Source organism: Microbacterium sp. 22195, assembly GCF_052056515.1.
GTDB lineage: Bacteria > Actinomycetota > Actinomycetes > Actinomycetales > Microbacteriaceae > Microbacterium.
This window is the reverse complement of the sequence record NZ_JBQEPE010000001.1, coordinates 1,603,810-1,615,254: the sequence shown is the minus strand read 5'-3', so window position 1 is coordinate 1,615,254 and position 11,445 is coordinate 1,603,810. Positions and strand designations below refer to the sequence as shown.

At 71.9% G+C, this 11,445-nt stretch carries 13 protein-coding genes; 10 read left to right on the top strand and 3 right to left on the bottom strand.

Features of this window, described 5'->3' with window-relative positions:
- Window positions 1-68 precede the first annotated feature (68 nt).
- On the bottom strand, window positions 69-773 hold the full coding sequence (locus ACTJJ4_RS08025; protein ID WP_440942788.1) for a peptidylprolyl isomerase: 705 nt from the start codon (window positions 771-773) through the stop codon (window positions 69-71).
- Between the two features lie 57 nt (window positions 774-830).
- On the opposite strand from ACTJJ4_RS08025, the gene ACTJJ4_RS08020 reads away from it, so the two are divergent.
- The 5 genes from ACTJJ4_RS08020 to ACTJJ4_RS08000 all read left to right on the top strand — a co-directional run bounded on the left by ACTJJ4_RS08020 (window position 831) and on the right by ACTJJ4_RS08000 (window position 5,841).
- Window positions 831-1,742, top strand: a complete 912-nt coding sequence (locus tag ACTJJ4_RS08020; RefSeq protein ID WP_440942787.1) for a 1,4-dihydroxy-2-naphthoyl-CoA synthase — start codon at window positions 831-833, stop codon at window positions 1,740-1,742.
- A gap of 131 nt (window positions 1,743-1,873) precedes the next feature.
- On the top strand, window positions 1,874-2,989 hold the full coding sequence (locus tag ACTJJ4_RS08015; RefSeq protein ID WP_440942786.1) for an AMP-binding protein: 1,116 nt from the start codon (window positions 1,874-1,876) through the stop codon (window positions 2,987-2,989).
- 69 nt (window positions 2,990-3,058) lie between these two features.
- Window positions 3,059-3,850, top strand: coding sequence for a methyltransferase domain-containing protein (locus ACTJJ4_RS08010; RefSeq protein WP_440942785.1), 792 nt, complete (start codon window positions 3,059-3,061; stop codon window positions 3,848-3,850).
- 62 nt (window positions 3,851-3,912) lie between these two features.
- Complete coding sequence (locus ACTJJ4_RS08005; RefSeq protein ID WP_440942784.1) at window positions 3,913-5,103, top strand: sensor histidine kinase; 1,191 nt, start codon at window positions 3,913-3,915, stop codon at window positions 5,101-5,103.
- A gap of 102 nt (window positions 5,104-5,205) precedes the next feature.
- Window positions 5,206-5,841 (top strand): response regulator, encoded by a 636-nt coding sequence (locus ACTJJ4_RS08000; RefSeq protein ID WP_440942783.1) that lies wholly within the window; start codon window positions 5,206-5,208, stop codon window positions 5,839-5,841.
- 12 nt (window positions 5,842-5,853) lie between these two features.
- Here ACTJJ4_RS08000 and ACTJJ4_RS07995 read toward each other — a convergent pair whose 3' ends face one another.
- Window positions 5,854-6,708 (bottom strand): LysR family transcriptional regulator, encoded by an 855-nt coding sequence (locus ACTJJ4_RS07995; RefSeq protein WP_440942782.1) that lies wholly within the window; start codon window positions 6,706-6,708, stop codon window positions 5,854-5,856.
- A 70-nt stretch (window positions 6,709-6,778) separates the two neighbouring features.
- Here ACTJJ4_RS07995 and ACTJJ4_RS07990 point away from each other — a divergent pair, with 70 nt between their 5' ends.
- The 5 genes from ACTJJ4_RS07990 to ACTJJ4_RS07970 all read left to right on the top strand — a co-directional run bounded on the left by ACTJJ4_RS07990 (window position 6,779) and on the right by ACTJJ4_RS07970 (window position 10,856).
- Window positions 6,779-7,252 carry a carboxymuconolactone decarboxylase family protein gene (locus tag ACTJJ4_RS07990; protein ID WP_440942781.1) on the top strand — a complete coding sequence of 158 codons (474 nt, stop codon included), beginning with the start codon at window positions 6,779-6,781 and terminating at the stop codon, window positions 7,250-7,252.
- Window positions 7,253-7,339: 87 nt separating this feature from the next.
- Window positions 7,340-8,101 carry an ABC transporter ATP-binding protein gene (locus tag ACTJJ4_RS07985; protein WP_292699577.1) on the top strand — a complete coding sequence of 254 codons (762 nt, stop codon included), beginning with the start codon at window positions 7,340-7,342 and terminating at the stop codon, window positions 8,099-8,101.
- Complete coding sequence (locus ACTJJ4_RS07980) at window positions 8,098-9,573, top strand: FtsX-like permease family protein (RefSeq protein WP_440942780.1); 1,476 nt, start codon at window positions 8,098-8,100, stop codon at window positions 9,571-9,573. The genes ACTJJ4_RS07985 and ACTJJ4_RS07980 overlap by 4 nt, the downstream gene beginning before the upstream one ends.
- Before the next feature lie 172 nt (window positions 9,574-9,745).
- Entirely contained in the window at window positions 9,746-10,408 is a 663-nt protein-coding gene (locus ACTJJ4_RS07975; protein ID WP_440942779.1) for a 2-phosphosulfolactate phosphatase, read from the top strand.
- 73 nt (window positions 10,409-10,481) lie between these two features.
- The gene (locus ACTJJ4_RS07970; RefSeq protein ID WP_440942778.1) at window positions 10,482-10,856 is read left to right on the top strand and encodes a DUF3054 domain-containing protein; all 375 of its coding nucleotides are present in this window, start codon (window positions 10,482-10,484) and stop codon (window positions 10,854-10,856) included.
- A gap of 15 nt (window positions 10,857-10,871) precedes the next feature.
- Here ACTJJ4_RS07970 and ACTJJ4_RS07965 read toward each other — a convergent pair whose 3' ends face one another.
- Entirely contained in the window at window positions 10,872-11,360 is a 489-nt protein-coding gene (locus ACTJJ4_RS07965; RefSeq protein WP_285634968.1) for a SprT-like domain-containing protein, read from the bottom strand.
- Between the last annotated feature and the right edge of the window lie 85 nt (window positions 11,361-11,445).

The window sequence follows — 11,445 nt, the reverse complement described above, 5'->3', positions numbered from 1 at the left end:
CCCACCCACCCCCCCCCCCCCCCCCCCCCCCCCCCCCCCCCCCCCGATGCTCGGTGCTGAGGGCGGGATCAGCCCTGGGCGACGGACGCGATCGTGACCGGCTTCTTCGGTGCTCCGTCCGGCCCGCCGTCCTCGGTGCCGGCGGAGGCGATGCCGGCCACGATCTCGGTGCTCGCCTCGTCGAGGTGGCCGAACACCGTGTACTCGGCCGGCAGCGGTGTGTCGGCGTAGACGATGAAGAACTGCGAGCCGTTGGTGTTCGGGCCGGCGTTGGCCATGGCCAGGGTGCCGGCGGGGTACGTCTCCGTGCCCTTCAGCTCGTCGGCGTAGGAGTAGCCGGGGCCGCCGGCTCCGGTGCCCGTCGGGTCTCCGCACTGCAGCACGAAGATGCCCTGGGTGGTGAGCCGGTGGCACTTCGTGCCGTCGTAGAAGCCCTGCGCGGCCAGCGACAGGAAGCTGTTCACGGTGCACGGCGCGGACTTCCCGTCCAGCGTGATGGCCAGGTCGCCGGCGCTCGTCTTGACCGTGACGGGCGCGTCACCGGTGGTCGTCGGATCGGCCGGGGGAGCGGTCACCTTCTTCGCGGAGGGGCGTCCGCCCGGCAGGTAGCAGCACTCGCCGGATGCCTGGGTCTGGGACGCACTCGGCTGTTCGGAGGACCGCGGTGCGGCGCCCGGAGCCGATGCGCATCCGGCGAGGGCGAACGCCGCCGCAGCGCTCAGCGCCAGCAGTGCGAGGCGGACACGGGACGGGTTCTTCAGGGGAGTGCGCACCCGAAGATCGTACGCGACGAGGTTCGGCATCCGTCGTGCCGGAATAGGCTGGATGCCGTGACCGACGACTTCGTCTCCGACATCTTCGACCCCGCGGAATGGGTGCTCGCTCCGGGCGCCGCGGACTACACCGACATCACCGCGCACGTCTCGCGCGACGGCGGCGTGGCCCGTATCGCGTTCGACCGCCCTGAGGTGCGCAACGCCTTCCGCCCCCACACGGTCGACGAGCTCTACCGCGCGCTCGACATCGCCCGGCAGGACCCGCGCATCGGCGCCGTGCTGCTCACCGGGAACGGGCCGAGCCCGAAGGACGGCGGGTGGGCGTTCTGCTCGGGCGGTGACCAGCGCATCCGCGGTCGCGACGGCTACAAGTACAGCGAGTCCGACACCGCCGTGCAGGATCCGGCGCGCGCCGGGCGGCTGCACATCCTCGAGGTGCAGAGGCTGATCCGCTTCATGCCGAAGGTCGTCATCGCCGTCGTCCCCGGCTGGGCTGCCGGCGGCGGGCACTCCCTGCACGTCGTGTGCGACCTGACGATCGCGAGCGCGGAGCACGGCCGGTTCAAGCAGACGGATGCCGACGTCGGCAGCTTCGACGCCGGCTACGGCTCCGCGTACATGGCGCGCCAGACCGGCCAGAAGATCGCGCGCGAGGTGTTCTTCCTCGCCGAGGAGTACTCCGCGCAGCGCGCCTACGAGATGGGCGCCGTGAACCGGGTCGTGCCGCACGCGTCGCTGGAGAAGGAGGCGCTGGCGATGGCGCGGACGATCCTGACCAAGTCGCCCACGGCGATCCGGATGCTGAAGTTCGCCTTCAACGCGGTGGACGACGGCATGGTCGGCCAGCAGGTGTTCGCCGGTGAGGCCACCCGTCTGGCCTACGGCACGGATGAGGCCGTCGAGGGCCGCGACGCGTTCCTGCAGAAGCGCGACCCCGATTGGTCGCCGTTCCCGTACCACTTCTGACCGGACGGACCCAGACATGCCCGCTCCAGGTATCAACTTCTGTCGCTATGACGCCGTTGAAACGACAGAAGCTGATACCTGGACGCGACTTTCGGGTGGGCGGAGCGCGTCCGGAGTGACGGAGGGGCGCGATGCGTCTGCAGCCGGTCGACGGTGACGACCCGCGCGCGGTGCTCGAGGCCCTGCCCGCGGCGCTCGACGGCGCCCGGCCGCTCGCGCTCGGGTTCGCCCCGGCATCCGACGACGAGGTGCCGGACGGGACCGCCGCCGTGATCGCGACGTCCGGGTCCAGCGGCATCCCCAAGCGGGTGATCCTCAGCGCGTCCGCGCTGCGGGCGAGCGGAACGGCGACGGCCGACCGGATCGGCTCCGGACGGTGGACGCTCGCGCTCCCGGCCGGATACGTCGCGGGCCTGCAGGTACTGGCGCGCTCCCTGCTGGCGGGCACCGATCCGATCCTGCTCGACGGGAAGCTGACCCCGGATGCCCTGATCGACGCGGCCGACCGCGGGAGCCAGTACATCTCCGTCGTCCCCGCTCAACTGGCGGCCCTGGTCGACGCGGCGGACGATCCGCGAGTGCTCGCCGCGCTGCGGGCCCACGGGGCGATCCTGGTCGGCGGGCAGGCGCTGTCCGACGTCATCCGGATGCGCGCCGCCGAGCTGCGGATCCCGTACGTGCACACCTACGGGTCGAGCGAGACCGCCGGCGGCTGCGTGTACGACGGCATCCCGCTGGACGGCGTCTCGGTGCAGCTGATCGATGAGGAGCTGCGGCTCGGCGGGCCCATGCTCGCCGACGGCTACCTGGGCGACCCCGCCCTCACCGCGCGCGTGTTCGAGACCGACCACGGCACCCGCTGGTACCGCACGGGTGACCGCGGCTTCATCCTCGACGGTGAGGTCGAGGTGCACGGCCGCCTCGACAACGTGATCGTCTCCGGCGGCATCAACATCTCCCTCGACCGGGTGGAGCAGGTCGTGCGCAGCGTGCCGGGGCTCGAGCAGGCGGTCGTGCTGGGGATGCCCGATGAGCGCTGGGGCGAGTCGTCGATCATCTTCGCCGACTGGGGTGCCGGCGACGGGGGACGGATGCTGGATGAGGCGCGTGCGCTCGTCGCCGAGAAGATCGGCCGGCATGCCCGCCCGGTGCAGCTGCAGGGCGGGGAGATCCCGCTCCTGGCATCCGGCAAGCCCGACCGCGAGCTGCTCCGGCGGATGATCCACGACGTCCCGCCCCGGGAGTGAGTCGTCCTCCGCGGTGCCTCCGTGAAACGCGGTGCGGCGGGTTCCCGCAGGCGGCCTAGGCTGACCGGCATGGCCGTCTACACCCACGGGCACCACGATTCGGTGCTGCGCTCGCACAACACCCGCACCGTCGCGAACTCCGCGGCATACCTCGAGCCGCTCCTGAGCGCGGACGCGCACCTTCTCGACGTCGGGGCCGGCCCCGGCACCATCACCATCGACTTCGCGAGCCGCGTGGGCCGCGTCACGGCCACCGAGATCAACCCCGAGGCGCTCAGCCTGTCGCAGGCTCTCGCGGCCGAACGCGCCGCGACGAACATCGAGTTCTCGGTCGAGGACGTGCACGCGCTGAGCTTCGCCGACGACAGCTTCGACATCGTCCATGCGCACCAGGTGCTGCAGCACGTCGGCGATCCCGTGCAGGCGCTGCGCGAGATGCGGCGGGTCACCAGGCCCGGTGGCACGGTCGCGGTGCGTGACGCCGACTACGCCGGCTTCATCTGGTTCCCCCTGCTGCCCGAGCTCGACGAGTGGCTGCGGCTGTACCGCGAGGCCGCACGGGCCAACGGCGGTGAGCCGGATGCCGGCCGGCGCCTGCTCGCCTGGGCACGCGCCGCCGGGTTCACCGACGTCACCGCCACGGCATCCACCTGGTGCTACGCCGCGCCCGCGGAGCGCGAGTGGTGGGGAGGGATGTGGGCCGACCGCATCCTGGAGTCCGCTCTCGCCCGCCAGCTCACCGCATCCGGGATGGCGACGGATGCCGATCTGAAGCGCATCAGCGAAGCCTGGCGCGCGTGGGCCGCAGACGGCGACGGCTGGTACCTGGTGCCCCACGGCGAGATCCTCGCCCGGGTCTGAGGTGCTTCGGGATACATCTCCAGGCGGATGCCCGCCGCGCACGCGTCCCGTAGCGTGAGAGTGTGATCCGCCCCGTCTCCCGCACCTGGCTCATCGTCGACGTCGTCGGCAGCGCGCTGGGGCTGCTGATCACCCTGCCGCTCTCGTTCCTGTTCAGCGCCGGCCAGCTCAGCCCGTGGGTGCAGCCCGAATGGCTGTCCGCGAGCGTGCTGGTGATCGTCGCCGTCGCGATGTGGGGTGCGGCCGCCATCTCGCGGCTCTCACCGCCGCTCGCGCTCGCCATCGCCTGGGCCGCCGCCGTCATCCAGATGGCCGCTGGTCTCCCGCCCCTCGCCTTCGACATCGCGGTCTTCCCCGTGCTCTTCGCCACCGGCGCCTGGAGCAGTCGCCGCCTGCTGTGGTGGGGTGGGGCATCGGCCCTCGGCGGTGGAGTGGTCGCCGGGCTGTACATCGCGCTCCTCCAGCTGTCGTCCGTCATCACGTCGGACGGGCTGCTGAACGCCGCCGCACGCGTGTCCATGATCGCCGTGCTGGCGGCGACGAGCATCGGCTTCGCGCTCGTGATCGCGTGGGGTTCCGGCCTGCTCTGGCGCTCGGTCGCCAACGGCCGGCAGACCCGCCTGGCGCAGCTGCAGGCCGAGGCCTCCGCCGCCGAGGAGGCGGAGCGGGTGCGCATCGCGCGAGACATGCACGACATCGTCGCGCACTCCCTGGCCGTGGTGATCGCCCAGGCCGACGGCGCCCGGTATGCGGCCGCCGCGAAGCCCGAGCTGGCTCAGGAGGCGATGGTCACGATCGCGCAGACCGCGCGCGCCGCGCTGTCGGACGTGCGGATGCTGCTCACCCAGCTGCGGCACCGGCAGGGCGACGGCCCGCAGCCGACCCTCGCCGATCTGGAGACCCTGTTCGCGCAGGTGCGCCAGGCGGGGATCGAGCCCCGCGTCACGGTGGATCCGATGCCGCCGGGGGAGCCGCCGGGAAGCATCCAGCTCGCGGTCTACCGCATCCTTCAGGAGGCGCTCACCAACGCCCTTCGGCACGGCGAGGGCGATGTGGACGTGCGGCTGTCGTGGTGGGCTGACCGGGTGGACGTGGAGGTGCGCAACCGCGTCGCGACAGCGCCCTCGGGGCCGACCGGCGGACACGGGCTGGTCGGGATGCGCGAGCGCGCGCAGCTGGTCGGCGGAACGCTGAACGCGCAGCACGAGGGCGGCTTCTTCGTCGTCCGAGCGACGCTCCCGATCGGTGCGTAGGCGCCGGCGGCACCGCGAACGCGCGGTAATCCTGGACGTCGTGGTCACCGCGACCCGCAAAGATGGATGCCGGGGTTCTTTCCCCGGCCAGGAGGGGTCATCATGATCAAGGTCGTGCTCGTCGACGACCAGGCGCTGTTCCGCGCGGGGGTGCGGATGCTCGTCGGCTCGCAGCCCGACATGGACGTCGTGGGGGAGGCGGGCAACGGCCGCGAGGCGCTCGAGGTCGTTGCGCGCACCCGGCCCGACGTCGTGCTGATGGACATCCGGATGCCGGTGATGGACGGTCTCACGGCAACGGCCGAGCTGCTGAGGCAGCCGAACGCTCCCCGCATCGTCATGCTCACCACGTTCGACCTCGACGAGGCCGCCGCCCGCGCCATCCAGCAGGGCGCCAGCGGGTTCCTGCTCAAGGACGCCGACCCCGAGTTCCTGCTGGCCGCGATCCGAACGGTCGAATCGGGATCCAGCGTCATCGCGGCATCCGCCACCCGCGAGCTGTTCGCGCACTTCACCTCCGAGACGAAGCCGGTGCCGCCGAGCTACGCCGACCTCACCGATCGCGAGCGGGAGATCTTCGCACTCGCGGCGCGGGGGCTGTCGAACTCCGAGATCGCGACGCGCGAGTTCCTCAGCGAGGCGACCGTGAAGACGCACATCAGCCGCATCCTCACCAAGCTCGCGCTGCGCGACCGGGTGCAGCTGGTCGTCTTCGCCTTCGAGCACGGCCTGGCCTGAACACGGCGTCTCTCAGGGCGCGACGAGCAGGGCGCGAAGCGCCTCCGCGGCGCGTGAGGGCGAGGGACGCCAGGCGATGCCGAGCCGTGAGCGCACGTCGGGCGCGTCCACGGGAATGGCCCGGACCTCGTCCCAGCGCCGTCGCGTGGCATCGCTGACGACGCCCACTCCCAGGCCGCGTGCGGCGAGCCGCTCGATGAACCACGGGGTCGACACCTCCCAGCGCGGCTCCAGGCCGGGTCGCAGCTGTGCGAGGGCGGCGCGGTCCCCTGTTCCGCGCGGCAGGGAGATCACGTCGACCATGTCCAGCTCGGCGGGGCGGATGCTGCGCCGCGACGCCCAGGGGTGGTCCGGCGCGACCACGGCGACGAGCGGGTCGTCGAAGAGGGTGATCGTCTCAAGCCCTGCCGGCGGATGCTGCGCCCAGGCGACCACGGCGATGTCCAGCTCGCCGTGGCGCAGCGCGAAGACGAGGCCCTCCGAGGTGTCCTCGTGCAGCCGCACCTCCAGCCCCGGGTGCGCTTCGTGCAACTCCCCGAGCGCGTCGAACAGCCGCGGCCAGGTCAGCCCCGACACGGTTCCGACGCGCAGCGATCCCAGGAGCAGACCGCGCAGGTCCGCAGCGGTCGTGCGGATCTCGCCGAGGGCGCGGAGCGACTCGCGGATCGCCGGCAGCATCCGCTCCCCGTCGGCGGTGAGGATCACGCGGCGGCCGCTGCGATCGAACAGCGCGACGCCGAGCTCCCGCTCGAGCTTCTGCACCTGCGTGCTCACGCCCGACTGGCTGACCTTGACCGCCTCGGCGGCCGCAGTGAACGAGCCGGTGTCGGCGACGGCGACGGCGTAGCGCAGCTGATGGATCTCCATATTCAGAACAGATGATAGCGATCTGGATCAGCTGTTGGACAGATGATCCGTCTCGCGTGAGGCTGGAGCCATGACCACGACAGATCAGCCCGTCCCCGTTCTCGTCCGCCTCGACGTCGACACCGTCGCCCCGCACTTCTCCAAGGCGCTCGCGCATCTCGACAATGCGATGGTGCGGGAACTGGACGCCGTCGGCTTCGACGCCCGGCTCCGCGAGCTGGTGCGCCTGCGGGCCTCGCAGCTGAACGGATGCAGCTACTGCGTCGACCTGCACACCGGTGATGCGCAGAAGGCCGGCGACACCCTCGCCCGGATCGCCGCGGTGGCGGTCTGGCGCGAGTCGTCGCTCTTCACGGCACGCGAGCGCGCGGCGTTCACGCTCACCGAGAGTATCACCCGGGCATCCGAGACCCGCGTGCCCGACGCGGACTGGGCGGCGGCGGCGCTGGTCTTCTCGCCGGAGGAGCTGGGCGCACTCGTCTCGCTGATCGTCACGATCAACGCCTGGAACCTCGTCGGAGTCTCCACGCACGCCTGGGTGTGACGCGCGCCGGGATCATCCTCCAGATGTACGCGGGATGCTCCCCGCGGGCGATGCGGCGCTGCGGAGGCCGCGAATAGCGTCGATGACATGGAGATCACGACTTCGGACCTCGGCCTCGCCGCACGCGTCCAGCACCTCACCAAGTCCTACGGCGCCGGGGCCGCCGGAGTGCGCGCCCTCGACGACATCAGCGTCGGCATCCGCCGCGGCCAGTTCACGGCCATCATGGGTCCGTCCGGATCCGGCAAGTCCACGCTCATGCACATCATGGCGGGCCTGGACGCGCCGACCGAGGGGCGTGCGTGGATCGGCGACACCGAGATCACGGGCCTGAACGACCTCGAGCTGACCATCCTGCGCCGTCGCCGCGTTGGCTTCATCTTCCAGGCGTTCAACCTCGTCCCCACCCTCGACGCGCTCGGCAACATCCTGCTGCCGTTCGAGCTCGACGGGCGCCGGCCGTCCGTCATCGAGAAGGCCCGCATCGACGGCCTCGTGGAGCGCCTGGGCCTGGCATCCCGCCTCAACCACCGACCGCACGAGCTGTCCGGCGGTCAGCAGCAGCGCGTCGCGATCGCCCGTGCGCTCGCCACCGCGCCCGACCTCGTCTTCGCCGACGAGCCGACCGGCAACCTCGACTCCCGCAGCGGACGCGAGGTGCTGCAGCTGCTGGCATCCGCGAGCCGCGAGCACGGTCAGTCCATCGCCATGGTCACCCATGACGCCATCGCCGCCAGCCACGCCGACCGCGTGCTGTTCCTCGGCGACGGCCGCATCACCGCAGACCACCCGCAGCAGAGCGCCGAGCAGATCGCGGCGTACATGCTCGCGGCCGAGGTGGCGGCATGACCGCCGTCGCCTCGGGCACCGCCATCGGCACGGTCGTGCCGGAGACGGCCGCGACCCGCCCTCGGCTGGCGTGGCTGCGCGAGCGCGGCATGGGCGCGAGCGTGCTCGTCGCGGCGCTCGCCGCCGCCTTCGGCGTGTTCCTCGTCGAGGTCACCGCGTACATCGGCGCCGTGCTGCAGGCCGACCCCTTCATCGGCGACAGCGAGACCCTCGCGATCGTCGTGATCATCCTGTCGGTGCTGCTGACCGGGGTCGCGATGTACGTCGCCGCCGTGGTCACCGCGAACACGTTCTCCACGATCATCGCCGGGCGCACGCGCCGCATCGCGCTGATGCGGCTGATCGGGGCATCCGCCCGGTCCCAGCGCGCCGAGGTGACGGGTCAGGGCTTCGTCGTCGGAGTGATCGGCGCCGCGATCGGACTGGTCGTCGGGCTGGCGCTGTCCGGCCTCGGGATGCTGATCGGCCAGAGCCTGATGCCGAGCGTGCCGGAGAGTGTCACGCTGGCGCAGCCGGGCATCGCGCTGCCCGTCATCGGTGTCGCGCTCACCACCTGGCTCGCCGCGTACATCGGCTCGCGCCGGGTGCTCACCGTCACTCCGCTGCAGGCGCTGGGCGGCTCCGTCGAGCGCACGCATGACGAGGTCGCCGGCCGCCGCGGCAAGCACGTCGGCGCGCTCGTGCTGCTCCTGATCGGCGCGGCGCTGCTGGCCGCCGGCGTCGTGATCGGCCTGATCACCCCGCTCGGCGTGGTGGTCGCGTTCTTCGGCGGCGTCTTCTCGTTCACCGGCATCGTGACCGGAGCGGCCCTGTTCATGCCGCCCGTGCTGCGACTGGTCGGCCGCCTGTTCGGCAAGGGCGCGACTGCGCGCCTCGCAGCGGAGAACGCCCTGCGCTACCCGGAGCGGTCCAGCCGGATGGCGATCGGCGTGGTGATGGGCGTCGCCCTCGTGACCATGTTCGCCGTCGCACTGGAATCGTCGAAGGCGCTCATGATGCGGCAGACGGACGACGTGCCCTCCGACTTCTTCGCGCCGATGGACGCCTTCGCGAACATCATGATGGTGCTCGTGGCGGTGTCGGCCGTGATCGCCGCCGTGGGCCTGGTGAACCTGCTCACGATCGGCGTCGTGCAGCGCCGCCGCGAGCTGGGACTGCTGCGCGCGATCGGGCTGACCGGCGCTCAGGTGCGGCGCATGGTGCTGCTGGAGGCCGTGCACATCACGGTCGCCGCGACTCTGACCGGGCTCGTCCTCGGCGTCGTGTACGGCTGGATCGCCGCGCAGTCCCTGCTGGGCGCGGTGCCTGTGCTGCCGAGCTTCGAGCCCGCCGGGTTCGTGTACCCCGCGGTGCCGTGGATGCCCGTCGCCGCGATCGTCGTCGCCACCGCCCTGCTGACCGTGATCGCCGCGGTGACGCCCACGCGCCTGGCGACCCGGGTCGCTCCGGTCGAGGCCCTCGCCGCGGACTGAGGCCGGCACCGCTGTGCCCACCGGCGCAGGGCGGATCAGAAACGCATCCGTGCCCGCAGGATGGATCAAGAACGCATCTCCGGAGGTGATCGGGGATGCGTTCCTGATCCATGCCGGGCCGCTCGCCCGTCGCGCGAGCGGGGGACGGCATCGACGGCAATAGGCTGAAGGGATGCCGTCGCCGTTCGATCAGTCGCATTACCAGGTCCGCGTCGAGTGGGGTGCCGAGGGGCTCGCCCGGCTGGCCCCGGCCGACGTCGTCGTCGTCGTCGACGTGCTGCGGTTCTCATCGACGCTGGCGAACATCGTCGCCGAGGGAGGCGCCGTCGAACTGGCGGATGCCCGGGTCTGGTCATCCAACGGCGCCGACGTGGCGACCGCGGCGGCCGAGACCGGTGCGATCGTCCTGGTCGGCGGCATCCGCAACGCCGCGGCGACCGCCCGTGCCGTCATGACCTTGCAGGAGCGCCGCGCCGCACGCACCTCGGTGACCGTGATCGCCGCGGGGGAGAGGGCTTCCGCCGGCGACCTGCGCTTCGCCGTCGAGGATCAGCTCGGTGCGGGGGCCGTGATCGCCGCGCTGACCGACCTCGGCATCGACCACTCCTCGCCCGATGCGGCTGTGGCCGCCGAGTCCTTCCGCGCGCTGCGCCGGGCGCTGCGGCACCTGCTCGCGGCCAGCGGGTCGGGACGCGAGCTGGTGGACGGGGTGGCCTCGACCGCGCGGATGCTCGAGGCGGGCATCCGTCCTGCGACCACGGAGGAAGCAGCGGAACCGGATGCCGTGGATGCCGTCCCTATGCTGCGCGACGGCGCCTTCGAGCGCTTCGTCTGAAGGCGTTCCCGTGTTTGCGGGCGGGCGCCGCGCGCCGCGTCGTGGCGTCGGCGGATGCGCATAGGGTTCTTGCATGAGGTACCTTCCCGCCTTCGTGCTCGACGCCGTGCTGGTGCTGATCTTCGCCGTCATCGGGCGCGCGTCGCACGGTGAGGACCCGATCGGGTTCCTGATCACCGCGTGGCCGTTCCTCGTCGCGCTGCTCGTCGGGCATCTGCTCGCGATGCTGGTGCCGGCACGCCCGCGGCGTCCGTGGTCGCTGGGTTGGGGAGTGGTCGCCTGGGTCGTGACGGTGGCGGGCGGGATGCTGCTGCGCATCGCCACGGGCGACACGGCGCAGGCGCCGTTCATCATCGTGGCGACCGTGGTGCTGGGCGTCTTCCTACTCGGCTGGCGCCTGATCGCGCTGCTCGTGCGCCGCTACCGCGGCCCGCGCGAACAGGCCTGACCCATCCCGCCGAGCTCAGCGGGGGAGCTGGGCGGCGCGGCGGTCGGCGGCCGTGATCTCGCGGCGGGTCCACGCGAACAGGTAGCGGTTGTCGAAGCTGCGCGAGCATCGCGCGCAGGACGTCTCGCGAGCGGGGCGGCGGTGCCGGTAGGTGACGTGTCCGACTGGGCAGGTGCCCACCCACGGGGCCAGCTCGGTGGCCGTCTCGCCGTGGTGGGTGGTGCCGCCCACATAGCCGAGGTCCCTCGCCACGCGCTTCCACTCCGGGCCGTGCGCGGCGGTGTGCCCGGCGACGGCGTGCGCGACCTCGTGCAGCAGCGTCTGGTGGATCTCGTCGTCCTCGAACCGGGCGGCCAGGTAGCGGGACACCGTGATGCGCTTGCGCCGGTAGTCGCACAGCCCCGCGCGGCGCTTGGCGTGGTCGAAGTCGAAGCTCCACGTGTCGTCGAGGTGCATGTCGATCAGCGCCTGTGCCCAGACGCGCACGCGGTTCAGATCGGCCATGAGATCAGATTAGAGCCGTCGACGGACATCGGGATCGGCTTCGACGGGCGACGCGGGCCAGGATGCACCGGGCTCAGGAACCCTG